The organism is Enterobacter sp. BNK-29 (genome assembly GCF_048684785.1).
In the GTDB taxonomy this organism is placed as follows: Bacteria; Pseudomonadota; Gammaproteobacteria; order Enterobacterales; family Enterobacteriaceae; genus Enterobacter; species Enterobacter cloacae_M.
Window position 1 is genome coordinate 471,758 of sequence record NZ_JBLQTU010000001.1, and the last position, 26,973, is coordinate 498,730.

The 26,973-nt window shown below is 46.8% G+C and carries 26 protein-coding genes; 8 read left to right on the forward strand and 18 right to left on the reverse strand.

The annotated features are described in order from the left end of the window. Nucleotides 1-5 precede the first annotated feature (5 nt). Genes hisD through hisIE form a run of 7 tightly spaced genes read left to right on the forward strand, consistent with a single transcriptional unit; the run spans nt 6 to nt 6,122 of the window. Nucleotides 6-1,310: a histidinol dehydrogenase gene (gene hisD / locus ACMGGX_RS02270; protein ID WP_420297986.1), complete on the forward strand. Its 1,305-nt coding sequence runs from the start codon at nt 6-8 to the stop codon at nt 1,308-1,310. Continuing rightward, entirely contained in the window at nt 1,307-2,368 is a 1,062-nt protein-coding gene (gene hisC, locus ACMGGX_RS02275) for a histidinol-phosphate transaminase (RefSeq protein WP_032658765.1), read from the forward strand. The genes hisD and hisC overlap by 4 nt, the downstream gene beginning before the upstream one ends. Continuing rightward, nucleotides 2,365-3,432, forward strand: a complete 1,068-nt coding sequence (gene hisB / locus ACMGGX_RS02280; RefSeq protein WP_063441237.1) for a bifunctional histidinol-phosphatase/imidazoleglycerol-phosphate dehydratase HisB — start codon at nt 2,365-2,367, stop codon at nt 3,430-3,432. Before hisC ends, hisB begins: the two co-directional genes overlap by 4 nt. Further along, nucleotides 3,432-4,022, forward strand: coding sequence for an imidazole glycerol phosphate synthase subunit HisH (gene hisH / locus ACMGGX_RS02285; RefSeq protein ID WP_032636077.1), 591 nt, complete (start codon nt 3,432-3,434; stop codon nt 4,020-4,022). The genes hisB and hisH overlap by 1 nt, the downstream gene beginning before the upstream one ends. Continuing rightward, on the forward strand, nt 4,022-4,759 hold the full coding sequence (gene hisA, locus ACMGGX_RS02290; protein ID WP_047647359.1) for a 1-(5-phosphoribosyl)-5-[(5-phosphoribosylamino)methylideneamino]imidazole-4-carboxamide isomerase: 738 nt from the start codon (nt 4,022-4,024) through the stop codon (nt 4,757-4,759). Before hisH ends, hisA begins: the two co-directional genes overlap by 1 nt. After that, nucleotides 4,741-5,517, forward strand: coding sequence for an imidazole glycerol phosphate synthase subunit HisF (hisF, locus tag ACMGGX_RS02295; RefSeq protein WP_023330862.1), 777 nt, complete (start codon nt 4,741-4,743; stop codon nt 5,515-5,517). The genes hisA and hisF overlap by 19 nt, the downstream gene beginning before the upstream one ends. Continuing rightward, nucleotides 5,511-6,122, forward strand: coding sequence for a bifunctional phosphoribosyl-AMP cyclohydrolase/phosphoribosyl-ATP diphosphatase HisIE (gene hisIE, locus ACMGGX_RS02300; protein WP_063927828.1), 612 nt, complete (start codon nt 5,511-5,513; stop codon nt 6,120-6,122). The genes hisF and hisIE overlap by 7 nt, the downstream gene beginning before the upstream one ends. A gap of 40 nt (nt 6,123-6,162) precedes the next feature. On the opposite strand, the gene wzzB is transcribed toward hisIE, so the two are convergent. Beyond that, nucleotides 6,163-7,143: an LPS O-antigen chain length determinant protein WzzB gene (gene wzzB, locus ACMGGX_RS02305; RefSeq protein WP_181593458.1), complete on the reverse strand. Its 981-nt coding sequence runs from the start codon at nt 7,141-7,143 to the stop codon at nt 6,163-6,165. Nucleotides 7,144-7,335: 192 nt separating this feature from the next. Between wzzB and ACMGGX_RS02310 the strand changes: the two genes are divergently transcribed. After that, a complete protein-coding gene (locus ACMGGX_RS02310) occupies nt 7,336-8,340 on the forward strand; it encodes an NAD-dependent epimerase (RefSeq protein ID WP_420297987.1) in 1,005 nt (334 codons plus the stop codon). Between the two features lie 52 nt (nt 8,341-8,392). Here the strand turns inward: ACMGGX_RS02310 and ugd are convergent, their stop codons facing one another. From ugd to wcaM, 17 genes are all read right to left on the reverse strand, one after another. Next, complete coding sequence (gene ugd, locus ACMGGX_RS02315) at nt 8,393-9,559, reverse strand: UDP-glucose 6-dehydrogenase (RefSeq protein ID WP_059347010.1); 1,167 nt, start codon at nt 9,557-9,559, stop codon at nt 8,393-8,395. A gap of 226 nt (nt 9,560-9,785) precedes the next feature. Further along, nucleotides 9,786-11,192: an NADP-dependent phosphogluconate dehydrogenase gene (gene gndA / locus ACMGGX_RS02320; protein ID WP_024908082.1), complete on the reverse strand. Its 1,407-nt coding sequence runs from the start codon at nt 11,190-11,192 to the stop codon at nt 9,786-9,788. A gap of 111 nt (nt 11,193-11,303) precedes the next feature. Then, a complete protein-coding gene (locus ACMGGX_RS02325) occupies nt 11,304-11,705 on the reverse strand; it encodes a WbuC family cupin fold metalloprotein (protein WP_109845264.1) in 402 nt (133 codons plus the stop codon). Then, nucleotides 11,692-12,903, reverse strand: a complete 1,212-nt coding sequence (locus tag ACMGGX_RS02330; protein ID WP_420297988.1) for a glycosyltransferase family 4 protein — start codon at nt 12,901-12,903, stop codon at nt 11,692-11,694. The genes ACMGGX_RS02325 and ACMGGX_RS02330 overlap by 14 nt, the downstream gene beginning before the upstream one ends. Beyond that, a complete protein-coding gene (gene wecB, locus ACMGGX_RS02335; protein WP_126787443.1) occupies nt 12,903-14,033 on the reverse strand; it encodes a non-hydrolyzing UDP-N-acetylglucosamine 2-epimerase in 1,131 nt (376 codons plus the stop codon). The genes ACMGGX_RS02330 and wecB overlap by 1 nt, the downstream gene beginning before the upstream one ends. Beyond that, on the reverse strand, nt 14,033-15,136 hold the full coding sequence (gene wbjC / locus ACMGGX_RS02340; protein WP_420297989.1) for a UDP-2-acetamido-2,6-beta-L-arabino-hexul-4-ose reductase: 1,104 nt from the start codon (nt 15,134-15,136) through the stop codon (nt 14,033-14,035). Before wbjC ends, wecB begins: the two co-directional genes overlap by 1 nt. 1 nt (nt 15,137) lies before the next feature. After that, nucleotides 15,138-16,172 carry a UDP-N-acetylglucosamine 4,6-dehydratase/5-epimerase gene (fnlA, locus tag ACMGGX_RS02345; protein ID WP_109845268.1) on the reverse strand — a complete coding sequence of 345 codons (1,035 nt, stop codon included), beginning with the start codon at nt 16,170-16,172 and terminating at the stop codon, nt 15,138-15,140. A gap of 9 nt (nt 16,173-16,181) precedes the next feature. Further along, a complete protein-coding gene (locus tag ACMGGX_RS02350; RefSeq protein ID WP_420297990.1) occupies nt 16,182-17,285 on the reverse strand; it encodes a glycosyltransferase in 1,104 nt (367 codons plus the stop codon). Nucleotides 17,286-17,358: 73 nt separating this feature from the next. Continuing rightward, the gene (locus tag ACMGGX_RS02355; protein WP_420297991.1) at nt 17,359-18,513 is read right to left on the reverse strand and encodes an EpsG family protein; all 1,155 of its coding nucleotides are present in this window, start codon (nt 18,511-18,513) and stop codon (nt 17,359-17,361) included. Nucleotides 18,514-18,542: 29 nt separating this feature from the next. Continuing rightward, on the reverse strand, nt 18,543-19,442 hold the full coding sequence (locus ACMGGX_RS02360; RefSeq protein ID WP_420297992.1) for a glycosyltransferase family 2 protein: 900 nt from the start codon (nt 19,440-19,442) through the stop codon (nt 18,543-18,545). Continuing rightward, entirely contained in the window at nt 19,439-20,677 is a 1,239-nt protein-coding gene (locus tag ACMGGX_RS02365) for a flippase (RefSeq protein WP_126787408.1), read from the reverse strand. Before ACMGGX_RS02365 ends, ACMGGX_RS02360 begins: the two co-directional genes overlap by 4 nt. 12 nt (nt 20,678-20,689) lie before the next feature. Continuing rightward, nucleotides 20,690-21,238, reverse strand: coding sequence for a dTDP-4-dehydrorhamnose 3,5-epimerase (gene rfbC / locus ACMGGX_RS02370; protein WP_109845273.1), 549 nt, complete (start codon nt 21,236-21,238; stop codon nt 20,690-20,692). A gap of 1 nt (nt 21,239) precedes the next feature. After that, the gene (gene rfbA / locus ACMGGX_RS02375) at nt 21,240-22,118 is read right to left on the reverse strand and encodes a glucose-1-phosphate thymidylyltransferase RfbA (RefSeq protein WP_181595201.1); all 879 of its coding nucleotides are present in this window, start codon (nt 22,116-22,118) and stop codon (nt 21,240-21,242) included. Between the two features lie 49 nt (nt 22,119-22,167). Then, nucleotides 22,168-23,067 carry a dTDP-4-dehydrorhamnose reductase gene (gene rfbD, locus ACMGGX_RS02380; protein ID WP_181593466.1) on the reverse strand — a complete coding sequence of 300 codons (900 nt, stop codon included), beginning with the start codon at nt 23,065-23,067 and terminating at the stop codon, nt 22,168-22,170. A gap of 2 nt (nt 23,068-23,069) precedes the next feature. Next, nucleotides 23,070-24,152: a dTDP-glucose 4,6-dehydratase gene (gene rfbB, locus ACMGGX_RS02385; protein ID WP_420297993.1), complete on the reverse strand. Its 1,083-nt coding sequence runs from the start codon at nt 24,150-24,152 to the stop codon at nt 23,070-23,072. A 354-nt stretch (nt 24,153-24,506) separates the two neighbouring features. Then, nucleotides 24,507-25,403, reverse strand: coding sequence for a GalU regulator GalF (gene galF / locus ACMGGX_RS02390; RefSeq protein WP_029742022.1), 897 nt, complete (start codon nt 25,401-25,403; stop codon nt 24,507-24,509). Nucleotides 25,404-25,579: 176 nt separating this feature from the next. Then, nucleotides 25,580-26,971: a colanic acid biosynthesis protein WcaM gene (gene wcaM, locus ACMGGX_RS02395; RefSeq protein ID WP_420297994.1), complete on the reverse strand. Its 1,392-nt coding sequence runs from the start codon at nt 26,969-26,971 to the stop codon at nt 25,580-25,582. Between the last annotated feature and the right edge of the window lie 2 nt (nt 26,972-26,973).

Consider the following 26,973-nt stretch of genomic DNA (forward strand, 5'->3'; position numbering starts at 1 on the left):
TGGCCATGAGCTTTAACACAATCATCGACTGGAATACCTGTAGCGACGCACAGCAGCGCGAGCTGCTGATGCGCCCGGCGATTTCCGCCTCCGAAAGCATCTCACGCACCGTGGCCGAGATCCTGGACAACGTAAAAGCCCGCGGCGATGACGCGCTGCGTGAATACAGCGCGAAGTTTGACAAGACGGAAGTCGGCGCATTACAGGTAACCGAGCAGGAAATCATTGAGGCCAGCAACCGTCTGGGTGACGACATCAAGCAGGCGATGGCCGTCGCGGTGAAAAACATTGATACCTTCCACACCGCGCAAAAGCTGCAGACCGTGGATGTTGAAACCCTGCCCGGCGTGCGATGCCAGCAGGTCACGCGCCCGGTTGCGTCCGTTGGACTCTATATTCCCGGCGGCTCTGCCCCGCTATTCTCCACCGTACTGATGCTGGCGACACCCGCGCGAATTGCCGGGTGTCAGAAAGTGGTGCTGTGCTCACCGCCACCGATTGCCGACGAGATCCTTTATGCGGCGAAGCTGTGCGGCGTGCAGGCGGTATATAAAGTGGGCGGCGCGCAGGCGATTTCGGCCCTGGCGTTCGGCACAGACTCCATTCCTAAGGTCGACAAAATTTTTGGCCCGGGCAATGCGTATGTGACCGAAGCCAAACGCCAGGTCAGCCAGCGTCTGGACGGCGCGGCCATCGATATGCCTGCCGGCCCGTCTGAGGTGCTGGTGATTGCCGACAGCGGCGCAACGCCGGACTTCGTCGCCTCAGACCTGCTTTCTCAGGCGGAACACGGCCCGGACTCGCAGGTCATCCTGCTGACGCCGGATGCCGATATGGCGAAACGCGTGGGCGAAGCCGTTGAACGCCAGCTTGCCGACCTGCCCCGCGCCGACACGGCACGCCAGGCGCTAGCGGCCAGCCGCCTGATTGTGGCGCGCGACCTGGACCAGTGTATTGCCATCTCCAACCAGTACGGCCCGGAGCACCTGATCATTCAGACCCGCAACGCGCGCGATCTGGTCGACAGCATTACCAGCGCGGGCTCGGTGTTCCTCGGCGACTGGTCACCGGAGTCATCGGGCGATTACGCCTCCGGCACCAACCACGTGCTGCCCACGTATGGCTACACCTCTACCTGTTCGAGCCTGGGCCTGGCGGATTTCCAGAAACGCATGACCGTGCAGGAACTCTCCCGCGAAGGTTTTGCGTCACTGGCGTCTACTATTGAAACCCTGGCCGCCGCCGAGCGGCTGACCGCCCACAAAAATGCCGTTACGCTGCGCGTTGCAGCCCTGAAGGAGCAAGCATGAACATTGAAGAATTAGCCCGCGAAAATGTCCGTCGCCTGACGCCTTATCAGTCCGCGCGTCGTCTCGGAGGCAAAGGAGATGTCTGGCTGAACGCCAACGAATTCCCGACGGCGGTGCAGTTTGAGCTGTCGCAGCAAACGCTGAACCGCTATCCGGAGTGTCAGCCGAAGGCCGTGATTGAAAACTACGCGCAGTATGCGGGAGTGAAGCCAGAGCAGGTGCTGGTCAGCCGAGGTGCGGATGAGGGCATTGAACTGCTGATCCGCGCCTTCTGCGAGCCGGGCAAAGACGCGGTGATGTACTGCCAGCCGACCTACGGCATGTACAGCGTCAGCGCGGAAACCTTCGGCGTAGCGTGCCGCAACGTGCAGGCGCTGGAGAACTGGCAGCTGGATCTGCAGGGCATTGCCGACAATCTCGATGGCGTAAAAGTCGTCTTTGTCTGTAGCCCGAACAACCCGACCGGACAGATTATCAACCCGCAGGATATTCGCACCCTGCTGGAGATGACGCGCGGTAAAGCTCTGGTGGTGGCAGACGAAGCCTACATCGAGTTTTGCCCGCAGGCGACGCTGGCAGGCTGGCTGGAAGAGTATCCGCACCTGGTGGTGCTGCGTACGCTGTCGAAAGCCTTTGCCCTGGCGGGTCTGCGCTGCGGATTCACCCTGGCGAATAAAGAGGTCATCGACCTGCTGCTGAAAGTGATCGCCCCGTACCCGCTCTCAACGCCGGTTGCCGATATTGCGGCACAGGCGCTGACGCCACAGGGGATCAACGCGATGCGCGAGCGCGTGGCGCAAATTCTGGAGGAACGTCAGTATCTGGTGACCGCCCTGAAGGATATCCCTTGCGTGGAGCAGGTATTCGACTCGGAAACTAACTACATCCTGGTACGCTTCACCGCATCGAGTGCCGTATTTAAATCTTTATGGGATCAGGGCATTATCTTACGAGACCAGAATAAACAACCTTCTCTGAGCGGGTGCCTGCGCATTACCGTAGGCACCCGTGCAGAGAGCCAGCGCGTGATTGACGCCCTGAAAGCGGAGAAAGTATGACCCAGAAGATCCTTTTCATCGATCGTGACGGCACCCTTATTTCGGAGCCACCAGCCGATTTTCAGGTCGACCGATTCGACAAGCTGGCTTTTGAACCGGACGTGATCCCGGTGCTGCTCAAGCTGCAAAAAGCAGGCTTTAAGCTGGTGATGATCACCAACCAGGATGGTCTGGGTACCGACAGCTTCCCGCAGGCGGACTTTGACGGCCCGCATAATCTGATGATGCAGGTGCTGACCTCTCAGGGCGTGGTATTTGATGAAGTGCTGATTTGCCCGCACATGCCAGCCGACGACTGTGACTGCCGTAAGCCAAAGGTGAAGCTGGTAGAGCGCTACCTGGCTGAAGATGTGCTGGATAAAACCAACAGCTATGTTATCGGCGATCGCATCACCGATATTACGCTGGCGGAAAACATGGGCATCGCGGGGCTGCGCTACGACCGTAACAACCTTAACTGGGCGAAGATTGGCGAACAGCTGACAAAACGCGACCGCTATTCCCACGTTGAGCGCAACACCAAAGAGACGCAGATTGATGTGAAGGTCTGGCTGGACCGTGAAGGCGGCAGCAAGATCCACACCGGCGTCGGTTTCTTCGATCACATGCTGGACCAGATTGCTACCCACGGCGGTTTCCGCATGGAAATTACGGTAAAAGGCGATCTCTACATAGACGATCATCACACCGTAGAAGATACCGGCCTGGCGCTGGGTGAAGCCCTGAAGCTGGCGCTCGGCGACAAGCGCGGCATTAACCGTTTCGGCTTTGTCCTGCCGATGGACGAGTGTCTGGCGCGCTGCGCGATGGACATCTCCGGCCGTCCGCACCTGGAATACAAAGCTGATTTCACCTACCAGCGCGTGGGCGATCTGAGCACCGAAATGGTGGAGCACTTCTTCCGCTCCTTGTCCTACACCATGGGCCTGACGCTGCACCTGAAGACCAAGGGCAAGAATGACCACCATCGCGTGGAGAGCCTGTTTAAAGCCTTTGGTCGTACCCTGCGCCAGGCAATTCGCGTGGAAGGTGACGCCCTGCCTTCATCGAAAGGAGTGCTGTAATGAACGTGGTCATTCTGGATACCGGATGCGCCAACCTGAACTCCGTCAAATCGGCGATTGCGCGCCACGGCTATGAGCCGGTGGTAAGCCGTGACCCGGACGTGGTGCTGCGCGCCGACAAACTCTTTTTACCGGGCGTGGGCACCGCGCAGGCGGCGATGGATCAGATTCGCGAACGCGAGCTGGTCGACCTGATCAAAGCCTGTACCCAGCCGGTGCTGGGCATTTGTCTGGGCATGCAGATCCTGGGCCGCCGCAGCGAAGAGAGCAACGGCGTCGACCTGCTGGGCATTATTGATGAAGACGTGCCGAAAATGACCGATCGCGGCCTGCCTCTGCCGCATATGGGCTGGAACCGCGTTTACGCCAAAGCGGGCGATCGGCTGTTTCGCGGCATCGAAGACGGCGCGTATTTTTACTTCGTGCACAGCTACGCCATGCCCGTGAACGTGAATACGATCGCCCAGTGCACCTACGGTGAGGCGTTCACGGCGGCCGTACAGAAAGACAATTTCTTCGGCGTGCAGTTTCACCCGGAGCGCTCTGGCGCCGCGGGCGCGCAGCTGCTGAAAAACTTCCTGGAGATGTGATGATTATTCCCGCATTAGATTTAATTGACGGTACGGTTGTCCGTCTGCATCAGGGCGATTACGGCCAGCAGCGCGACTACGGAAATGACCCGCTGCCGCGTCTGCAGGATTATGCCGCCCAGGGTGCGCAGGTACTGCACCTGGTGGATTTAACGGGCGCGAAAGACCCGGCGAAACGCCAGATCCCGCTGCTTAAACAACTTGTTGCGGGTGTTGATGTGCCCGTCCAGGTCGGCGGCGGCGTGCGTACTGAAGATGACGTTGCGGCGCTGCTGGACGCTGGCGTGGCTCGCGTGGTGGTGGGTTCAACCGCCGTGAAAGATCCTGAGACCGTGAAAGGCTGGTTCCGCCGCTTTGGTGCCGATGCCCTGGTCCTGGCCCTGGACGTGCGTATTGATGAACAGGGTAATAAGCAGGTGGCCGTTAGCGGTTGGCAGGAAAATTCCGGCGTGACGCTGGAAGAGCTGGTCGATATCTATCTTCCCGTTGGTCTGAAGCACGTGTTGTGCACGGACATCTCCCGGGACGGAACGCTGGCGGGGTCCAACGTCTCGCTGTATGAAGAGGTCTGCGCGCGTTATCCGCAGGTAGCGTTCCAGTCTTCTGGCGGTATCGGTGATATAGAGGACGTGGCCGCGCTGCGCGGTACCGGTGTGCAGGGCGTGATTGTGGGCCGGGCCCTGCTGGAAGGTAAATTTACTGTGACGGAGGCGATTCAATGCTGGCAAAACGGATAATTCCTTGTCTTGACGTACGCGATGGTCAGGTCGTGAAAGGCGTGCAGTTCCGTAACCACGAGATCATTGGCGACATCGTCCCGCTGGCAAAACGCTATGCCGATGAAGGCGCCGACGAGCTGGTCTTTTATGATATCACCGCATCCAGCGATGGCCGCGTGGTCGACAAAAGCTGGGTGGCACGCGTGGCAGAAGTGATCGACATTCCATTCTGCGTGGCGGGCGGGATTAAGTCCGCTGACGATGCCGCCAAAATTCTCTCCTTTGGCGCCGACAAGATTTCTATCAACTCCCCTGCCCTGGCCGACCCGGAGCTCATTACCCGCCTCGCCGATCGTTTTGGCGTGCAGTGTATTGTGGTTGGGATCGACACCTGGTATGACGCCGCAACGGGCAAGTACCACGTAAACCAGTACACCGGGGATGAAAGCCGCACGCGCGTGACGCAGTGGGAAACGCTCGACTGGGTGCAGGAAGTGCAGAAGCGTGGCGCGGGCGAGATTGTCCTCAACATGATGAACCAGGACGGCGTGCGTAACGGGTATGACCTCGAGCAGCTGAAAAAAGTCCGTGCGGTCTGCCACGTTCCGCTGATTGCCTCCGGCGGCGCGGGCACCATGGAACACTTCCTCGAAGCCTTCCGCGATGCGAACGTGGACGGCGCGCTGGCCGCGTCCGTGTTCCACAAACAGATTATTAATATTGGTGAGTTGAAAACGTACCTGGCCGACCAGGGCGTGGAGATCAGGGTATGTTAACAGAGCAACAACAGGCGCAGCTGGACTGGGAAAAAACTGACGGATTACTGCCGGTGGTTGTCCAGCATGCCATCTCAGGCGAAGTGCTGATGCTAGGGTATATGAACCAGGACGCGCTGGCGAAAACGATCGACAGCGGCAAAGTGACCTTCTACTCGCGCACGAAACAGCGCCTGTGGACCAAAGGCGAGACCTCGGGTCATTTCCTGAACGTGGTCAGCATGGCGCCTGACTGCGATAACGATACCCTGCTAGTGCTGGCAAACCCAATCGGCCCAACCTGCCATAAGGGCACCAGCAGCTGCTTCGGCGAGACGAGTCACCAGTGGTTGTTCCTGTATCAACTGGAACAGCTGCTGGCAGAGCGTAAAACGGCGGATCCTGAAAGTTCCTACACCGCGAAGCTGTACGCCAGCGGAACCAAGCGTATCGCACAGAAGGTAGGAGAAGAAGGCGTTGAGACGGCGCTGGCCGCGACCGTACATGACCGCGAGGAGCTGACGAATGAAGCGTCTGATTTGATGTACCACCTGCTGGTTCTGCTGCAGGATCAGGAGCTGGATTTGACGGCGGTGATTGAAAATCTTCGCAAACGTCACAAATAAAAAAACCGGGGATATTCCCCGGTTTTTTTTAATCTGCAAATCAGGCTTTGGGTTTGTAGTTGCGCAAAGCGTTGCGGCCAAGCAGGAAGCCAGAACCGACCATCGCGCCAAGCAACACGGCAAGGACCAAAATAACAGCTTTTTTCGGGCTGTCGCGACGGACTGGCAGATCCGGCTTCATGACGTAACGATAGACGTGGATGGTGTCCGGGTTTACGTTCAGGTTTTGGATATCCAGCAGGTTTCGCTTGGTCTGGTAATAAGCCGTTGAGAAGACCAGGGGACGAGAAGCTTCATTGTCAATCATCGACTTCAGCCCCTCGCTTCCCAGCAGGAATAACGTCTCTTGAGTTACATCCTGTGTCTGCTGGAGCTGTGGAGAGGTAATTTTCGCTGCTTCGGCGTTCTTTAGTGCCTCTGCAATCTGTTTGATACGCAGATCTTTTTGCTCCTGAGCGACCTTCTCCTGGTTTTGCAGAGAATCATTCAGGGTCTTGATCTGCTGTTTGATGTTGTCCTTAAGGTCAACGGCCAGTTCTTTCGCAGTTTGCTCATCAACCTGCTGAATGTACTGCGCCAGCTGCTTCTGAGCCGCTTCTGCAGAGGTACTGGTGTAGGAAACACTTAGCGGTAGCGGCTGTGCAGTCGAGGTCGGAGCGATGGTCAGTTTTTCAGGATCCTCCTGATTCTCAAGCGCCTGAGATAATGCCGAGAACGAAGAATTAAAACGGCCAATCGCGCGCGTTTGAATGTCGAGCATTGAGGGTGCAGCACTGCCGTAGAGAATGTTCAATGCATTTGAATAGGCCGCTATCTGGGCAGCATCAGGCTGTGCAATAATCGCACTGGAGGTCCATTTCTCCTTTGCGACCGATAAATATCCAATTGCCAGGACGATAAAAACAACAACAAAGGTTGCTATCATCCACTTCCCACGCCACAGTTGCAGCATTAAATCAAGTAAATCAATTTGCTCAGGGTCATTGCTTCGACTGACCTGGCTATTGTTGTTTTGTGTCATACAATCCCTAACAGATGAAAAAGGGCAAACAGAATGATGTCTGCTTAGTTTATCTGTTACTGGCGATTTTTCTATAAGAATCCGATGAGTTAAATCGGAAAGATGGGTTATGTAACTTCGACCCTTCGCGCTATCATAGACACCATGTGATGCGCTATGGCATCTGTAAGAAAAAGGTTTATGAGGGAAGCTATGAAATTTTTGGTCACGGGCGCTGCAGGTTTTATCGGTGCGAATGTCAGCAAACGCCTCCTTGAGGCCGGTCATCAGGTTGTTGGTATCGATAACCTCAATGAATACTACGATGTCAACCTGAAGCTGGCACGCCTGGAACTGTTAAAATCTGAGAGTTTCACCTTCCACAAGCTGGAATTAGCCGACCGCGAAGGTATGGCCACGCTTTTCGCCAGTGAGAAATTTGATCGCGTCATTCACCTGGCCGCACAGGCAGGCGTACGCTACTCCCTGGAAAATCCGCACGCCTATGCGGATGCCAACCTAATCGGCCATCTCAACGTGCTGGAAGGCTGCCGCCATAATAACGTGCAGCATCTTCTGTATGCCTCATCCAGCTCCGTATATGGCCTCAACCGCAAGATGCCCTTCTCTACTGACGATTCCGTGGATCACCCGGTCTCACTCTATGCCGCGACCAAAAAAGCCAATGAACTGATGTCACATACCTATTCGCATCTCTACAATCTGCCGACCACCGGCCTGCGCTTCTTTACCGTGTACGGTCCGTGGGGACGTCCGGACATGGCCCTGTTTAAGTTTACAAAGGCGATGATTGAAGGCAAAAGCATCGATGTTTACAACTACGGTAAGATGAAGCGCGACTTCACGTATATCGATGACATCGCTGAAGCAATTATTCGTCTGCAGAATGTTATTCCCCAGTCTGACACAAACTGGACCGTTGAGACCGGCTCCCCGGCAACCAGCTCAGCGCCTTACCGGGTTTATAACATCGGTAACAGTTCGCCAGTAGAACTGATGGATTACATCACCGCGCTGGAAGACGCGCTGGGTAAAAAAGCCGAGAAAAACATGCTGCCTCTCCAGCCAGGCGACGTACTGGAAACCAGCGCAGACACTAAAGCACTGTATGACGTGATTGGTTTTAAACCGCAAACCTCAGTCAAAGACGGAGTAAAGAACTTCGTTGACTGGTACCGCGGATTCTACAAGGTCTGAAAATAAAAAACCCGGCAACTCAGCCGGGTTTTTTACAGGATAAAGCAGAGAATCAGTCGCTACCAAACAGATCGCGGGTATAAACCTTATCCGCTACATCAGCCAGCTCTTCCGCCATGCGGTTTGAAATGATGACATCGGCTTCTTTCTTAAAGGCATCCAGATCGCGGATCACCCGGGAATTGAAGAACTGATCGTCCGGCATGGCAGGCTCATAGATAACAACCTCAACCCCTTTCGCCTTAATGCGCTTCATGATCCCCTGAATGGAAGAGGCGCGGAAGTTATCGGAGCCACTCTTCATGATCAGACGGTACACACCAACAACTTTCGGTTGACGCGCAAGGATGGAGTCGGAGATGAAATCTTTACGAGTACGGTTAGCGTCAACAATCGCCGAAATGAGGTTATTCGGTACAGCCTGATAGTTTGCCAGCAGTTGCTTAGTGTCTTTTGGCAGGCAATAGCCGCCGTAGCCAAATGACGGGTTGTTGTAGTGGTTGCCAATGCGCGGGTCGAGACACACCCCTTCAATAATCTGGCGGGTATTCAGTCCAAGGCTCTCTGCATAGCTGTCCAGCTCATTGAAATAAGCCACTCGCATTGCCAGGTAGGTATTCGCGAAGAGCTTAATCGCCTCAGCTTCGGTGGAGTCGGTAAACAACACCTGAATATCTTTCTTCACTGCGCCTTCCTGAAGCAGAGCAGCAAAGCGTTCAGCGCGCTCAGAACGTTCGCCAATAACGATACGCGAAGGATGCAGGTTATCGTAAAGCGCTCTACCCTCACGCAGGAATTCCGGCGAGAAGAAGATATTATCAATACCGAATTTTTCTTTAATGGATTTGGTAAAACCGACAGGAATGGTCGATTTAATGACCATTACCGCATCAGGGTTGATCGCGATAACGTCTTTAATCACCGCTTCTACAGTTGAGGTGTTGAAGTAGTTGGTTTTAGGATCGTAGTCAGTAGGCGTCGCAATGATGACGTAATCCGCATCGCGGTATGCATCTTCTTTATCTGTCGTGGCGCGGAAATTCAGCGGTTTATTGCTGAGATAGTCCTGGATTTCTTTATCCACAATCGGCGATTTTTTCTGATTGAGCATATCCACTTTGGCCTGCACGATATCCAGCGCAACCACTTCATGATTCTGAGCAATCAGAATGCCGTTAGAAAGACCGACATACCCTGTTCCGGAGATTGTTATTTTCATTCGCTAATGACTTCTGTGAGTTAACTGTACTGATGGCCGCCTGACCATCGCGATAAACATAACTGTTGGGCTTTGTACCTCCTGGCAAACTGAACTGTCAAGGCAAACCAGGAGTAATCACTACGAGCGGGGCGAGATTCAGACTACTTCGAATAACAGGCGACATTTTTTGCATAAAAAAACCCGGAGACAGGCTCCGGGTTTTGATTACAGCGAGTAAGCTAACTTATTCCATCCATTCGGTATGGAACACGCCTTCTTTATCGGTGCGTTTGTAAGTATGCGCACCAAAGTAGTCACGCTGTGCCTGAATCAGGTTAGCAGGCAGAACGGCCGCACGGTAGCTGTCGTAGTAGGCTACTGCAGCAGAGAAGGTCGGAACCGGGATACCGTTCTGAACAGCGTAGGCAACCACGTCACGCAGCGCCTGCTGATATTCGTCCGCAATTTTCTTGAAGTACGGTGCCAGCAGCAGGTTGGCGATACCGGCGTTTTCAGCATAGGCATCGGTGATTTTCTGCAGGAATTGTGCACGAATGATGCAACCAGCACGGAAGATCTTCGCGATTTCACCGTAGTTCAGATCCCAGTTGTTCTCGTCTGACGCCGCACGCAGCTGAGAGAAGCCCTGCGCGTAAGAAACGATTTTCCCCAGGTACAGTGCACGACGCACTTTTTCAACGAATTCGGCTTTATCACCTGCTGGTTTAGCCTGTGGGCCAGACAGCACTTTAGATGCCGCGACACGCTGCTCTTTCAGGGAGGAGATGTAACGCGCAAACACGGATTCGGTGATCAGAGACAGCGGTTCGCCCAGATCCAGAGAGCTCTGGCTGGTCCATTTACCGGTACCTTTGTTCGCTGCTTCATCCAGAATCACATCAACCAGGTATTTACCCTCTTCATCTTTTTTCGTGAAGATATCTTTGGTGATGTCGATCAGGTAGCTGTTCAGCTCACCTTTATTCCACTCGGTAAAGGTTTCAGCCAGCTCTTCATTAGAGAGGTTCAGACCACCTTTCAGCAGGGAGTAAGCTTCGGCAATCAGCTGCATGTCGCCATATTCGATGCCGTTGTGCACCATTTTCACATAGTGGCCTGCACCGTCCGCACCGATATAGGTTACGCAAGGCTCACCATCTTCAGCCACGGCTGCGATTTTGGTCAGAATAGGCGCAACCAGTTCGTACGCATCTTTCTGGCCGCCAGGCATAATAGATGGGCCTTTGAGGGCACCCTCTTCACCACCGGAAACCCCGGTACCGATGAAGTTGAAGCCTTCAGCAGACAGCTCACGGTTACGACGAATGGTGTCCTGGAAGAAGGTGTTACCGCCATCAATAATGATGTCACCTTTTTCGAGGTAAGGCTTCAGGGAGTCGATAGCTGCATCGGTACCTGCGCCCGCTTTCACCATTAACAGGATACGACGAGGCGTTTCCAGAGACTCAACGAACTCTTTCACCGTATAGAAAGGAACCAGTTTCTTGCCTGGGTTCTCGGCAATGACTTCTTCGGTCTTATCACGGGAGCGGTTGAAAACGGAGACGGTATAACCACGGCTTTCGATGTTGAGCGCCAGGTTGCGCCCCATCACTGCCATACCGACAACGCCGATCTGTTGCTTGGACATTACATACTCCTGTCAGGTGTGGTCACCGCGACTTATGCGCGGCTTGAAATGTGGCTTAGATGTTAACTCAGGATCAAGGTATGGAGATAGCGGAAGATGCTTTTCAGGAAGCTATCGAACAAATGCTTTTGCAAAAGAAGGATCAAATGGCCCCTCTTTCACTTCCATCATGAGCGCTCGGGAGGACAAACATTTTACACTATGTATGTCACCAGGAGAGAATTCCACGATTTTTACGCCGCTACTATCACCAGCCGTAAATTCTTTGATAACTTCGCCACTATCGCTGTGTAAACAGACCTGTATTTCGCCTTGCATGACAACAAACATTTCCCATTGATGAGAAAGTTCATGATAGTGGGGTTCTACAAAGCTGCCTTTAACTAAAGCAATTAACAACCGCTGTACTTTATCCTGATGCGAATCGTGCATCAAAAGGTGAGAACGCAGGCGCGCTGATTCCTCAGCTTGTTTATATAAATCTTCGAGTTGGTCATTATCAATTAGTCGCATTATATGCCTCCAGCCTCATTTCAATCGTCTGTGCCGCAGATTCGACAGAAAACTGCGCCTTCAATAATTGATTAGCTCCTTGTCCAAGCTCATGACGCATATTGATATCATTAAGCATTAGTAATGCTGACTGATAAAGTTTGTCATCCTCACCATTGATGTGAATGAATCCGGCATAATTTTGATTTACAATTTCGAGTAAATCATTACCAGCATTAACGCTTCCTAATATAGGCAAGGCCTGTACCATATAGCCCAATAACTTGCCAGGGAAATTATGCGAGGAATGACAAGCTGAAAGCGAAAACAGGCCAACATCAACTTCCGAAAGAATATTTTTAAATTCTTCCTGATCTACAGAAGGCATATATGTGAAGTTTGTTAAAGACCACTCGCTAGATAATTCGTTAATTAGTTCAACTTCATCACCTTGACCAACGAACAAGAAATGCGCCTGGGTATGGTCAGCCATACGCCGAACCAAACGCATTAGATTGGCCATATCCTGCGCGTGCCCAATATTTCCGCCATAGAAAAAAATAACCTTATTCTCAATGCCAAGCCGTTTTCGTACGGAAACATATCCCTGAGGAATTACAGCAGGCGTGAGTGATGCCCAATTCCGTAATACCTCACATGGATAACTTTTATTTGAAACTCTAAAAACGTCAAGGTTTTTATCAGACATTAACCCAATTCGGTTTGCCTGCTGATAGGAGTATTTTTCGAAGAAGCGAAAATAACGTTCAATTAAAGAGCCTTCTTTGAGCATGCCAGCATCAATGACCCACTGAGGAAACATATCCCTCAAAATAAGATAGGCAGGACATTTACAGCGAGATTTTATTCTTTTCACTAAGCCTCCCCAAAAAATGGAAGGCGAATAATAAACTACACCATCAAAAGTGTCTTTGTGTATCTGACTTTTGATCGCACTCCAACCTCTAAAGGACAAAAGTGTTTCATTGATAGCACGCTGAGTTTTCGAAACATCCTTAAGTGGTCCACTTTTAAAGCGCCATGTTTTTACTCCCTGAAAGATGTCAAATGAGGCCTCTTTTTGCAAGGTGGTGTCAGGTGTGATAACTGTTACATCATGTCCACGTTGCATAAACTCCTGAGCCAACTCATGAAACATTTTTGCACCAACACGCGTACTATTGGGTAGATAATCATCTATGATTAAAGCTAGTTTCATTAATATTCTTTCCAGACGACTCTTTTGACGTAATCTGTATAAGAGTGAATAATCCTTACAACTTTATCAGAAACATTTGGCATACTGTAATCGCTCACTTGCCGTAAAAGTCGTGTTTGCCCACGAGGCTGTGTTGCAAGGATATCCAGTGCCTGAAGTACACGTTCGCATTCCAGGCCTACCATCATAACGGATGCTTCTTCAAAACCCTCTGGACGCTCATGAGCTTCCCGAATATTAATAGCAGGAAAATTCATAATTGAAGACTCTTCCGTGATAGTTCCACTATCAGACAATACAGCTCGTGCATTTTTCTGAAGGTGATTGTAATCATGGAAACCTAAAGGCTTAAGCAAATGAATGTTTGAATGGAATTGAATTCCTTGTTCATTTATTCGGTTTCGTGTACGAGGGTGAGTGGAAACTATGACTGGCAAATTATACTTTTCAGCAATGGTGTTTAAAATTTCCGCCAGCTTGATTAGTTGCTTCGGAGAATCCACGTTTTCTTCTCTATGTGCACTTACAACGAAGAACTCTTCGGGACTAAGATTCAAGCGGGATAACACATCCGAACTATCAATTTGAGGCATATAGTATGAAAGCACTTCAAACATTGGACTGCCGGTTTTGATGATTCTGTCGGCCGGAATGCCCTCAGCCAGGAGGTATTCACGAGCAATATCACTGTAGGTCATATTGATATCAGCAGTATGATCCACGATTCGTCGGTTAGTTTCTTCCGGAACACGTTGGTCGAAACAGCGGTTGCCCGCTTCCATATGGAAAATAGGTACTTTACGCCGCTTAGCGGGAATCGCTGAAATGCATGAATTTGTATCACCCAGAACTAACATTGCCTCTGGTTTTTCAGATTCCAATACTTCATCAACTTTTATAATAACCTGACCAATTGTTTCCGCCGCGTTCTTCCCTGCAGCATTTAAGAAATAATCAGGTTTTCTAACACCAAGATCCTTGAAAAATACTTCATTCAACTCATAATCATAGTTCTGACCTGTATGAACAAGAATATGCTCACAGTGAATATCAAGCTTAGCTAACACACGTGACAACCGAATAATTTCCGGACGCGTTCCAACAACAGACATAACTTTTAATTTTTTCATTATAGCGGTCTCGCAATTGTATCTGGCAAATCACGATTAAAAATTTCATTTGCCCAAAGCATAACTATTAATTCATCACCACCAATATTAGTAATGTCATGGGTCCAACCAGGTACCGTCTCAACAATTTCAAACTTCTCTGATGAAACGTTAATCTCATAACGTTCCCCGGTAATTACATGCTCGAATTTAAAACACGCACGCCCACGAATCACTAAAAATTTTTCATTTTTTGAGTGGTGATAATGGCCCCCACGTGTAATTCCAGGATGGGCCGTAAAAAATGAAAACTGACCCGCAGATGGCGTCTTTAACATTTCACAAAAGATGCCGCGAGCGTCCCCGTAAGAGGGAATAGAATAGGAAAACTCTTCAACGGGTAAATAACTCAACCAAGTCGAGTATAATGCACGAATGAAACCCGTACCTACATTTTCAGTAACTAACGTTGAACGACTTGCTTTAAAGCGCTTGAGTAGTTCAGCAACTTCACCTACTGTTGTAGAATAAATGGGGTTAATACTTTTATATCCACTCTCGGATTTACCTTTAAGAAGTTCTAACGCTTCGCTACAAACATCATCAATGTAAACGAGATTAACTGCGGCAGAGGGATCATTGACGGTAATATCCAGACCACGAGCTAAATTGTAGCAAAAAGTAGCGACAAAAGAGTTATAGTTTGGTTTACACCATTTGCCAAAAACATTAGGAAAACGATATATATAATATGATGCACCGCTAAGCGATGCATAACGTTCAACATGTTTTTCTGACGATGCTTTACTCAGACCATATGGATTATCTAATTCAGCCTGGATTGAGGAGCTGATCATTAGTGGAATTCTTTTGCCGTTAGCAATTAACAATTCAACTAACTTGGCTGTAAAATTGGAGTTACCTTCAATAAACTCACCATTTTGCAGTGGTCTATTTATCCCTGCAAGATGATAAACAAAATCTGCGTTTCTTACTGCATCTTCAAGGTCTTCTGCGGTTGAATTACGACCAATTTTAATTAATTGAGTATAACCAGCCTCTTGAAGCCGTAAACATAAGTTACGGCCAATGAAGCCCTCAGCTCCGGTGATAAGAATCTTCATATTAGGAATCCAATTCGTATTGCTCGCCAGCACGTAATGCTCTAATAAAAGGAAGTTTAAGGAGCAGTGTTTTCATGCCCTCAACATCCAGTCGAGTTGTGTTATGAGAGTTATAATCTTCAATTTCAGAAATTCGACGATCGCCTTGCTCAACATATTTGCCATAATTAAGGTCGCGTAAATCAGGTGGTACTCGATAATAATCACCCATATCAATCGCTGCGATCATTTCTTCACGGCTAAGTAATGCTTCGTACAATTTTTCTCCGTGACGAGTCCCAATCACATTCACAGGATGGCTTTCAGCATTTAAGAGTTGTTTTAGAGCTATAGCCAAAGTATCTATGGTTGCAGCGGGTGCTTTTTGTACAAAAATATCGCCATTATTGCCATGTTCAAAAGCATAAAGCACTAAATCTACGGCATCCTCAAGTGTCATCATGAAGCGAGTCATGTTTGGATCGGTAATTGTAAGCGCTTTACCCGCTTTAATTAAATCAACAAAAAGCGGAATCACTGAACCCCGAGATGCCATTACGTTTCCATAGCGAGTACCACAAATCACCGTTTTTTCGCTATTAACATTACGTGATTTTGCAACCATGACTTTTTCCATCATAGCTTTCGAAATACCCATAGCATTTATTGGGTAAACTGCTTTATCAGTACTTAGACATACAATACGCTTGACTTCGTTTGCGATCGCCGCTTCAAGGACATTTTCTGTGCCTAACACATTAGTTTTAACTGCTTCCAAAGGATGGAATTCACAGGAAGGAACTTGCTTCAATGCTGCTGCGTGATAAATATAATCAACTCCTCTCGATGCGTTAAGCACACTTGAGTAGTCTCGCACATCTCCTATATAAAACTTCAGTTTCGGATTATTATATTTTTTACGCATGTCATCTTGTTTTTTCTCATCACGAGAAAAAATACGAATTTCGCGTATATCTGTTTCTAAAAAACGGTCAAGCACAGCATTACCAAAAGAACCTGTACCACCAGTTATCAACAACACCTTATTTTTAAACATATAATAACCCTATTTAAGTAACTCAAAAAATTGAGGCCACGACGAACGACTATCATTTTCAAACTTCTTATAATGATAATCAGAACCCTGTTGCAATGCAGTATGAATCTCTTGAGCCCAATTTATTTCACTGTTATAGTCCACAAAAATCGCCCCTTCGTATCCTGAAAGAACATCTCTGGAATAAGGTAAATCACTACATATTATCTTTTTACCTAAAGAGGCGGCCTCGATCAGTGGAAGTCCATACGATTCGATATAGCTTGGAAAAACGATTATTGTAGCTTTTTCATATATCTTTTGTAAATCTTGATAAGATAATACGCCTAAATACTCAACATTTTCTTCCAGTGCATTACGAGCAATGTAATCATCAAAATTTTTATATAACCCCTTATTGAAGGTCACTTTAAATTTTATATCATACCGATTATATGATTTCTTTAGCAAGCTAAGCGCCTTAAGAATTATCATATGATTTTTATAACTTAACGGCGTTGCCGGATATAATAGCGTATTTTCTTCTTTGATAAAACCATCCAGCTCGACTGAGGAGGTAAAGGCTTTAATATCGGGTTTTATAATCTCGATTTGTTCAGGAGAAAGCTTGTTACAACGCTTTAATACGCCTGTTTTCATCCAATCAGTTTGCACAACAAAAATCGTTGATTTACTAACAAATTTAAATATAAAAAAAGAGTAGAAAGTTTTGTATAAAAATAGTTTAAAATTATCAACTGAAAGGTTTTTAAAAAACGAATGTATTTCAGAAAAAGGTATTGGTTGATGCAAATAAATAATCTGTTCATATGGCACATTCAAAGATGAATTTTGCAAACTAATAACTTTCTTAACATTAATGCATTTCTTTTTCAAAAAAGACTTACAACCAAACCAGTCCCAATATATTCGCTTAAACCATCCCTTACGCTCATTTTCTATATAAATAATATTATCATATTTAGGTAAGTGCAATCCTTGGGGAACAAAGATGAGAAATTTATTATTATCTTTAGATGCATGCGATACAAACTGACGGAGTATTGTAAGCGCACCACCTGAAGCCAATGCGGTTGCGCTTACTACCATGTATCGATGTTCATTGTTAATCATTGATTACCTGCTGTATATACATTGATTTTTTATGATGTTATGCCTACGATAATAAGTCACACGTCAAAGTAAATTAAATACTACATAAATAATTGTAACCCATATTTGTCAAAATTAAGCATTTATCTTTCGCTGCTATTCGTAGAGAAACATCATCCAAAGCATCGTAATTCTGGAAAATAGTTTGCTGATGCATAATGTTATAATAGCTGTGTTCATAGGTAAAAGGTCGAATAATTTGCAATGCAAAGTAAGCGTATATAAAAAGTTTGCTAAAGTTAATTTTTCTTACCGCTAATAGTTTTTTATAGTAAAAAGACTCGCCAACATGGATGTATAGCAATATTAATACATAAGGGAAACCATACCAGCCTATTCGTGTCATTACTGGCATCATTTTTCCAATAAAAATAGCAAAAGCAATATACAGGCAACACCCAAGCAATATTATATTGTTTAAATTAGTATGTTTTGATAATAAATTTCTTTTGACTTTATAAAAACTAAAAGCAATAAGAACTAACATTATGACATCTAATGCAGAACCAGAACCTATCGATAACATAGGCTTGTATTGGTCTGAACTTAAATAGAAATTCAGTTTTTGACTTGCGATTGAGCCAACCGGTAAAAAACCGAGCGCAAAATTTAATATACTGCTTGAAAAAAAGAAAAAAAGGCAACTTACACTCAACAATCCGTAACTTAATATTTTATTTAACTTGCCAGAGTATACAGGTATCAGAAACAACAGTGCAATCAAGGCTGTTATATGAAAGGTAGAAGCGAGTAAAATTAAAAGTATATATTTCTTTAACTCCCGGCAAATTAATTTTCGGACCGAATACATTACAATGGACATTGCAAGCGCTTGCCTAATAGCCTCTATGTAAATACTCCACATAAACAAACACATAATGGCTATTACAACAAAGCAGCCGTGGTCAAAATATTTTGCGTATTGATATATCAGCAGTACATTTATAAACGCAATAAATATTATTAGCGCCTGAAACCCTAGTAATCCTATAGTTGTTACAATAAAATTGTAGCCAGGTTCGAACAAAACAAAACCGGGTTGACATACATCATTAACCTGACAATCATAGTTAATGAAATAACCTATCCAGTCATTACCTGACGGATAACTTAAAGCGATAAAAGAAAATGTAAAAAAAATAGAAACAAAAAGCGCCTGTTTCCTATGGGTCAAAAAAGCGTAAACCATAAAAAGGCTCACGAAATATAATATGTATATCATCTTTTTATTAATAACCCTATAAAGATTAGCAGAGAAAAAATCTTCCGCTGGCCTGAAAAAACTGAAGGTAAAACTTCTTTAAATGCAAAAGAGACTAAGGAGCCATAATTAAATTCTTTATTGTTTTTATATGCCTCATGTTTTAAACATGCAATTGTATTAGCTTTACTTTTCGATATAGTATCAAGGTTTTTATTTAGACTCTTTGCTTTCTGTAACCAGTTTTTTTTACTTCCCCCGACCACATTACCTGAATGTTGTCGATACAAAATAGAAGAATAATCGAAGTAATAAAGCCCATCGACTCGACTAGCATTAAGCGCTAACCACTGATCATGCATATGTGCAAATTCAGGAATTGGCAGCGATGCATCAAGTAACTTTCGGTTCATTATTACTGTGCATCCATACACACTTGAATTCCAATACAACTTCCTTCGTTGAAGGTTGCTTTCGGGATTAATATTATTAAATCTATAAAACCCATCAGCGATAGTATTATTTTTTTCGTCTATGAGACATAAATCTGTAAATATCATTATTTCAGAATTAACTTTGTCACCTTCAATTCGAGATATCTCACTAACAAGTTTTGATAAGCGTTCTGCAGGCCATATATCATCCTGGTCACAAAGGAGTACATATTCTGCAGTAGTGTGCATTAAAGCCTTGTTAAAATTCTTTATTACTCCGCCTTGTCTGGACTCATTGACAATATTAATGCGCCTATCATGTTGCATTAGCTCTTTAATAATAGCGATGGTAGAATCAGTTGAACAGTCATCACTTATTAAAAGTCGCCAGTTAGAATACGTTTGTTTTTGTATCGACTCAATTTGCTCACGTATATATTTTTCACCATTAAAGGTGGCTAATGCAATATCAACTTGTTTCATTTTCTTCCCGACAATATAACTAATAGAATCAAATCACACAAAGTCCGTACCGACCAGGCAATTGCTGTGCCTATTATTCCGAATTTTACTGTCAGTATGGATAACAATGAAAGATAAGGTATTAACTCTATTAAATGTAATGCTGCTGTAGTTTTTGCTTTACCAAGAGCCTGGAGGCTTACATAGGGTATTTGTGCTAGTGCATTAAAATAAAAACCGATTAAAAGTATCTGTAAAACATTAGCGGCCAGATGTGTATATTCGGGCCCCATCCATATACCCATAATCAGCGAGGAGAATAAAACACCAACTATAACGATTGGTAAGCATATTATACTTATAATAAGATAACTTCTGAACTGAAGAGATCTTCTCTCGTTTTTATCAGAACAATATGATAGTTTTGGGAAAAGAGCCCTAGCCAAGGCATAAGGTATATTAATTAAGCGTGAAACGCCTTCTGATGGGGCGCTGTAAAATGCAATTCTTGATGCCCCCATCAAATGTGAAATGATAAAGCGATCGAAATATGCCATTATCGGGCTGATGATATTACTCACTGTAATCCATCCGCCAAATGAGATAAGCCTTTTTAGGGTTATAAAATTACATGCGAATCGTGAACTATAGATTATATTCTTACAGATAAATGCAGTTAGTAAAAAAGAAAATATCCGCCCCAGAATCAATCCATATGAAGCATATATAAGCGTCGGCTTGATTAAACACATTAGGGCTGGCAATAATGCCAGGCAAGTACTTGAAATTACTCGTTGGATATTGATATTTGCAAACTTTTCCAATCCTTCGAGATAACCTAACCAGACCTGATTTAATAAATAGAAAGGGATTATAAAAGACACTATTAAAAATGTTTTTATGGCTTCACCCTTCAAATTCGGCGTGACATTTAGTAACTCAACGATCTTTGTAGTCGAGAGAGCCATTATGAATAATGCAATTGAACCTAAAATTACAACAACCACGCTCGCGGTAGATATAATATTCTTCTGTTCTTCAGTATTTTCTCTATTTAACGATACTTCTCGTATAACTGCACGACTTATTCCTGCATCAAAAATACTTGCATAGCCAATTAATGCAAAAACTAATGTGAATAATCCAAAAGCCTCTGGCCCCAATAATCTGGCCAAAAGCCCCAAAGCTGGAATGGCGACTACTGTAGGAATCGCAAAACCAGCCAAATTATAGATGCTATTTCTTATTAAACTCATGTAAATGAACTTTTAAAATAACTGGCATTCATTAAGAGAAAGACCTTTTTTATCTTTCTCAGATATAATAGGTACAATACCCTCTGGTATTGGCCAGTTTATTCTGATTGATGTATCATTCCAGGCTAAAGTATGTTCAAAAGCAGGGCTATAATAATCAGTACATTTGTAAACGAATTCTGTGTTCTCTTCCAAAACATAAAATCCATGAGCAAAACCTTCCGGTATCCACAATTGTTTTTTGTTTTCAGCGGAAAGTTCAACCCCAACCCAGCTACCATAACTTTTTGAGTTCTTTCGTAAATCTACAGCCACATCAAAAACTGCTCCAGCAGTCACGCGTACTAATTTCCCTTGGGTATTTTGTGATTGAAAATGCAAACCTCTTAAAACGTTTATTGCTGATTTTGAGTGATTATCCTGTACAAAGTTCACTTTTCTACCAACAATTTCATTAAAGGTTTTCTGGTTAAAACTCTCCAGGAAAAAGCCTCTATTATCACCAAATACTTTTGGTTCAAGGATTAATACATCAGGAATTTCAGTCATGGTCACGTTCATTTCAGATCCCTTCAACCAATTTAAGCATATACTTGCCATAAGCGTTCTTCGACAATGGTATAGCGAGTCTCTTTAGCTGCGCAGCGTCAATAAAACCTTTTCGATAAGCAATTTCTTCTGGACAAGAAACCTTTAATCCCTGACGTTCCTCAATAGTCGCAATGAAATTACTCGCTTCGATCAAACTTTGATGTGTGCCAGTATCCAACCACGCGTACCCGCGCCCCATCATTGCAACAGATAAACGTCCTTGTTCAAGATATATACGATTAATATCTGTAATTTCTAGCTCACCACGTGCAGAGGGCTTCAAATTTTTCGCCATCTGAACCACGTCATTATCATAGAAGTAAAGACCTGTAACGGCGTAATTACTCTTCGGCTCTAACGGTTTTTCTTCCAGACTGATTGCAGTGCCGTTCTTATCAAATTCCACAACACCATAGCGCTCAGGGTCATTAACATGATAGGCAAATACTGTAGCACCTTCATCTTTATTTACTGCGGCTTCAAGTTGCTTCGGCAGGTCATGTCCATAGAAAATATTATCCCCCAAAACCAAAGCGCAGCTGTCATCGCCGATAAACTCTTCACCGATGATAAATGCCTGTGCAAGGCCATCTGGACTTGGCTGTACTTTATATTGCAGGTTCAGTCCCCACTGGCTGCCATCACCCAGCAATTGTTCAAAACGTGGTGTGTCTTGTGGAGTACTGATAATAAGAATATCTTTTATCCCTGCCAGCATGAGTGTTGACAGCGGATAGTAAATCATTGGTTTGTCATAAATTGGCAGCAGTTGTTTACTCACCGCCATGGTAACAGGGTACAGACGAGTGCCAGAACCACCTGCCAGAATAATACCTTTACGCGTAGCCATCATTTTTTCTCTATAAAAACCAAATGCCCTTATAAGGGCATTTATCTCATTAAACTGATTGAGTCGTAAAAAGTTCAGCAAGCATCCGTTTTACGCCAATATCCCAGGAAGGGAGTACAAGATCAAAATTCGCCTGAAACTTCTCTGTGTTCAAGCGCGAATTATTCGGTCGACGCGCAGGAGTTGGGTAAGCCGATGTTGGAACAGCATTAAGCTTTTCAATAGCCAACTCAACACCTGCTTTTCTGGCCTCATCAAACACCAGTGCCGCATAGTCATACCAGGTTGTCGTATTCGACGCGACCAGATGGTAGAGGCCAGCAACTTCAGGTTTCATCAATGCGACACGAATAGCATGCGCTGTGCAGTCTGCTAACAACTCAGCGCCCGTTGGAGCACCAACTTGATCGTTGATAACGGAGAGTTCCTGACGCTCTTTTGCGAGCCGTAACATCGTCTTAGCGAAATTGTTGCCCTTCCCCGCATATACCCAACTGGTCCGGAAAATAAGATGCTTAGGGCAATGCGCCTGCAATGCCTGTTCGCCTTCTAGCTTTGTCTCACCGTATACATTCAGCGGAGCAGTCAAATCCGTTTCACGCCATGGCTTTTCGCCGTCGCCGGGGAATACATAGTCGGTAGAGTAGTGAACAACCCATGCGTTTATTTTGGCCGCTTCTTTGGCTATCGCTTCAACGCTTGTCGCGTTTAGCAGCCTGGCAAAATCAGGCTCAGATTCAGCCTTATCTACTGCTGTATGCGCCGCCGCATTGACAATGACGTCTGGTTTAATTACACGAACGGTTTCCGCAATTCCTTCAGGGTTGCTAAAGTCCCCGCAATACTCTTTTGAATGCACATCGACCGCTACCAAGTTACCTAGTGGGGCAAGTGCACGCTGGAGTTCCCATCCCACCTGCCCTGTTTTACCGAACAGAAGAATATTCATTATTAACGTTCCCCGTAGTTCTGCTCGATCCAACTTTTATAAGCACCGCTTTTCACGTTGTTAACCCAATTTTGATTGCTCAAATACCATTCTACCGTCTTACGAATCCCGCTTTCGAATGTCTCCTCAGGCTTCCAGCCCAGTTCAACGCCAATTTTATGCGCATCAATAGCGTAGCGACGGTCATGGCCAGGACGGTCAGCAACATACGTAATCTGATCGCGATAAGACCCCTCTTTCGGCACAATCTCATCAAGCAAATCGCAAATCGTATGCACTACGTCCAGATTTTGCTTCTCGTTATGACCGCCAATGTTGTACGTTTCACCCGGTTTCCCTTGAGTGACAACGGTGTAGAGTGCACGCGCATGATCTTCTACATATAGCCAGTCACGGATTTGATCGCCCTTGCCGTAAATAGGAAGAGCTTTTCCGTCCAGCGCATTCAGGATAACCAGCGGGATCAGTTTTTCCGGGAAATGGTACGGGCCGTAGTTATTTGAACAGTTGGTGACAATGGTGGGGAAACCGTAGGTACGCAGCCAGGCACGAACAAGATGATCGCTCGAGGCTTTCGACGCCGAATACGGGCTGCTAGGCGCATAAGCCGTGGTCTCAGTGAAGAGTGGCAGCTCAGTTGACGCCGGATGCTCATCAGGATGCGGCAAATCACCATACACTTCGTCGGTTGAGATGTGGTGGAAACGAAACGCTTTCTTCGCCTGTTCATCCAACGTTGACCAGTACGCACGAGCGGCTTCAAGCAGTACATAAGTGCCGACGATATTGGTTTCGATAAACGCAGCCGGGCCGGTAATGGAACGATCGACGTGACTTTCAGCGGCCAGGTGCATTACCGCATCAGGCTTATGCTTTGCGAAAATGCGATCCATGGCGTCTTTATCGCAAATATCCGCATGTTCAAAAGCATATCGGTCGCTGTCGTTGACTTCACTAAGCGACTCAAGGTTGCCGGCATAGGTCAGCTTATCCACATTGACGACGTCGTCCTGGGTATTTTTAATAATATGTCGTACAACCGCTGAGCCGATAAAGCCGGCCCCGCCCGTCACAAGAATTTTCACGTTATCTGTTCCGTCTAGTGTATATGTCTGGAAACTGGCGTTCTGAAACCTGAGCATTTATTAACGGTTTCAGAAAATGAGCACGCTACCGCCCCTGGCTTAACAGCTACCAGTGCACTGAGCGATGTCTGATTAAATGATTTTTCTTGTCTGGATACAGACAAAAAACTGGCGTTAATTGTCGTCCTAAATGACCTCAGAAACAAGCACAAATCGCTACAAAGCGATCCGTATTTAGACCCTGTAACCCACTGTAATCATAGAATTAATAACAAAAAGCGGCAGTCATTATTTTGGTGTGATGAAATCTAACCAAAATAATGACTGCCGCTTGTTCAACTCGTGGCTGGAATATCAGTCGTTTGCGAGCAACTTCTCAATACGGGTTCTGAACTTCGCCCCTTCCTTCAGGTTACGCAGTCCATAGTTCACGAACGCCTGCATATAACCCATTTTCTTACCGCAGTCATAGCTGTCGCCGGTCATCAGCATAGCGTCTACGGACTGTTTCTTCGCAAGCTCGGCAATCGCGTCGGTCAGCTGAATACGATCCCAGGCGCCTGGCTCGGTTTTTTCCAGCTCGGCCCAGATATCTGCGTTCAGAACATAGCGACCTACAGCCATCAGGTCTGAGTCCAGCGTCTGTGGCTGATCCGGTTTTTCGATGAACTCAACGATGCGGCTCACCTGCCCTTCCGTCTCCAGCGGTTCTTTAGTCTGGATCACAGAGTACTCGGAGAGATCGCCCTTCATGCGTTTCGCCAGCACCTGGCTACGGCCGGTTTCATTGAAACGCGCCACCATTGCCGCCAGGTTATAACGCAGCGGATCGGCAGAAGCAGTATCAATGATGATATCCGGCAGCACGACGATAAATGGGTTATCGCCCACAACCGGACGGGCACACAGAATAGAGTGGCCCAGACCCAGCGGCTGCGCCTGGCGCACGTTCATAATGGTCACGCCAGGCGGACAAATAGACTGCACTTCCGCCAGCAGCTGGCGCTTAACGCGCTGCTCAAGCAGCGCTTCGAGTTCGTAAGAGGTGTCGAAGTGGTTTTCTACCGCATTCTTGGAGGAGTGCGTAACCAGGACGATTTCTTTGATCCCTGCAGCAACAATCTCGTCGACAATGTACTGAATCATTGGCTTGTCGACGATCGGCAGCATCTCTTTAGGAATGGCTTTTGTGGCTGGCAGCATATGCATGCCCAAGCCTGCTACCGGAATGACTGCTTTCAAATTAATCATTATTTCTTCCACCTTAAAATGGTTGACGAATTATAGCTCTTAAACCTGTTTTCGCCAGCATGATTTGCCGTAATCCTCAGGTAATGTTACGCCTTAGCCCTACAAATTTCTGTAGTTGTAATCTGAATAGATCGCGCTTCTTTCCCAGGAATAGTCTCAAAACTGCTAATTGTCGATTATCTGTGCGGAAGCGCAAAGTTAAGCTTTTCCACATTCACCACCTGCTGGTCGACCCGGTCAATATCCACCGAGCTTTGCCCCTTCTCATTCACCGCTTTAATGTTCGCCAGCGACAGCAAGGTCTCATCTTTAGCCATAAATTTACCCCGCACATCCTTGCGCAGGTCGAAGTTAATCTTCAGGGCGGGACCCACAGCGGCTTCCTGCATCACATTGATGTTGCGTAAAAAAAGATGCTGCGGCTTGTTGTGCAGTTCAAGCGTAGCACGCTGCATTTCCACGTTGGTTATCGCCACAAACGAGGTGGCATTACCGGATGAAATCTGTATTCCGCGCAATTTATACGCAAGCTGTCGATTATCGAGGTGAATATTATTGAGCTTGAAATTCTGTGGGATCGACAAATAATCGCCTTTTATCACCCCATAGCCGATTAACATTCCGGCACTGTTAACCATGTCGACATTATCAATAATGAAATTATCACAGCCATAAATGGCCACCGTGGCGTTGTCTATTCCCGCCTTTTTACTGAAGTCGGGAGTTATATTTTTGGCCTTAATATTGCGAATAACAAAATGTTTACCGTTTTCAACGTGCACCAGCTGGCGACAGTTGCTGCCGGTGATGTTTGCCACCACGAAGTTCTTGACGGTTTGCTTCTCAGGATAGTCGTTATCGTAGGTGCTGCCGGCGAGGCCAATGCCGATGCCCCAGTTGATCTTGCCGTTGGTGCAGTTGATGTTGTCGATGACATGATCGGAGATCAGGATATTGCGATCGTTGATGGCGACGTTCCACTCGATCGCATCGCCCTGGAGATGGCTAAATTTACTGTTGGTGATGCGGGCACCGTCCACCTGGTTGTGGAACCCCTGGCGCAGGATGGCGTAGTTGGCCTGACTCACGCTGATGTTATCAATCAGCAAATTGCGCATCACGCTCGGTTTCTTGCCGCCGATGTAGATCTGCGTCACCGGGCCAAAACCGCTCATGGCCAGCCCTTTGATGACGCAGTCAGAGCCGCGAACGTCGAGCGTGATGTTCTCCGTGCGGCCAGCGCCTTCGCCTATTACTTTGCTGCCTTCCTGCAGAACAAAACGGCCGCGCCCGTTGCCGGTTAACGCCCCGCGGATCAGCAGCGTTTTACCGTCGGGAATGAAAATGCCCGTATTGATGTTTTCGCAGGTGAGCCCGGCGGGGACCACGACGGTGTCACCGTCATTGAACGCCTGCTTAAAGGCGGCGATCCAGTCGTTGTTATTGTACTGATTAACAGAGACCGTTCTGCCGCTTGCCGCCTGCGCGATGCGTGACGACAGCAGCGGCGTGGCCGCCAGAACGGAGAGAGAAGAGACAAAAGTGCGTCGGGTAATCTTTTTCAGCATAC

Excerpts from the sequence above, each read along its gene's own strand:
- wzzB (WP_181593458.1), bottom strand. The coding sequence starts at position 7,143 with ATGACACAAAACAACAATAGCCAGGTCAGTCGAAGCAATGACCCTGAG.
- ACMGGX_RS02365 (WP_126787408.1), bottom strand. The coding sequence starts at position 20,677 with ATGAGTTTAATAAGAAATAGCATCTATAATTTGGCTGGTTTTGCGATT.
- galF (WP_029742022.1), bottom strand. The coding sequence starts at position 25,403 with ATGATTAATTTGAAAGCAGTCATTCCGGTAGCAGGCTTGGGCATGCAT.
- rfbC (WP_109845273.1), bottom strand. The coding sequence starts at position 21,238 with ATGAACGTGACCATGACTGAAATTCCTGATGTATTAATCCTTGAACCA.
- hisC (WP_032658765.1), top strand. The coding sequence starts at position 1,307 with ATGAACATTGAAGAATTAGCCCGCGAAAATGTCCGTCGCCTGACGCCT.
- ACMGGX_RS02325 (WP_109845264.1), bottom strand. The coding sequence starts at position 11,705 with ATGCGACTAATTGATAATGACCAACTCGAAGATTTATATAAACAAGCT.
- ACMGGX_RS02350 (WP_420297990.1), bottom strand. The coding sequence starts at position 17,285 with ATGATTAACAATGAACATCGATACATGGTAGTAAGCGCAACCGCATTG.
- ACMGGX_RS02355 (WP_420297991.1), bottom strand. The coding sequence starts at position 18,513 with ATGGTTTACGCTTTTTTGACCCATAGGAAACAGGCGCTTTTTGTTTCT.
- rfbA (WP_181595201.1), bottom strand. The coding sequence starts at position 22,118 with ATGGCTACGCGTAAAGGTATTATTCTGGCAGGTGGTTCTGGCACTCGT.
- hisD (WP_420297986.1), top strand. The coding sequence starts at position 6 with ATGAGCTTTAACACAATCATCGACTGGAATACCTGTAGCGACGCACAG.
- ACMGGX_RS02360 (WP_420297992.1), bottom strand. The coding sequence starts at position 19,442 with ATGAAACAAGTTGATATTGCATTAGCCACCTTTAATGGTGAAAAATAT.
- ACMGGX_RS02330 (WP_420297988.1), bottom strand. The coding sequence starts at position 12,903 with ATGAAACTAGCTTTAATCATAGATGATTATCTACCCAATAGTACGCGT.
- wecB (WP_126787443.1), bottom strand. The coding sequence starts at position 14,033 with ATGAAAAAATTAAAAGTTATGTCTGTTGTTGGAACGCGTCCGGAAATT.
- wbjC (WP_420297989.1), bottom strand. The coding sequence starts at position 15,136 with ATGAAGATTCTTATCACCGGAGCTGAGGGCTTCATTGGCCGTAACTTA.
- rfbD (WP_181593466.1), bottom strand. The coding sequence starts at position 23,067 with ATGAATATTCTTCTGTTCGGTAAAACAGGGCAGGTGGGATGGGAACTC.
- gndA (WP_024908082.1), bottom strand. The coding sequence starts at position 11,192 with ATGTCCAAGCAACAGATCGGCGTTGTCGGTATGGCAGTGATGGGGCGC.
- hisF (WP_023330862.1), top strand. The coding sequence starts at position 4,741 with ATGCTGGCAAAACGGATAATTCCTTGTCTTGACGTACGCGATGGTCAG.
- ugd (WP_059347010.1), bottom strand. The coding sequence starts at position 9,559 with ATGAAAATAACAATCTCCGGAACAGGGTATGTCGGTCTTTCTAACGGC.
- fnlA (WP_109845268.1), bottom strand. The coding sequence starts at position 16,172 with ATGTTTAAAAATAAGGTGTTGTTGATAACTGGTGGTACAGGTTCTTTT.
- ACMGGX_RS02310 (WP_420297987.1), top strand. The coding sequence starts at position 7,336 with ATGAAATTTTTGGTCACGGGCGCTGCAGGTTTTATCGGTGCGAATGTC.
- hisH (WP_032636077.1), top strand. The coding sequence starts at position 3,432 with ATGAACGTGGTCATTCTGGATACCGGATGCGCCAACCTGAACTCCGTC.
- hisIE (WP_063927828.1), top strand. The coding sequence starts at position 5,511 with ATGTTAACAGAGCAACAACAGGCGCAGCTGGACTGGGAAAAAACTGAC.
- wcaM (WP_420297994.1), bottom strand. The coding sequence starts at position 26,971 with ATGCTGAAAAAGATTACCCGACGCACTTTTGTCTCTTCTCTCTCCGTT.
- hisB (WP_063441237.1), top strand. The coding sequence starts at position 2,365 with ATGACCCAGAAGATCCTTTTCATCGATCGTGACGGCACCCTTATTTCG.
- hisA (WP_047647359.1), top strand. The coding sequence starts at position 4,022 with ATGATTATTCCCGCATTAGATTTAATTGACGGTACGGTTGTCCGTCTG.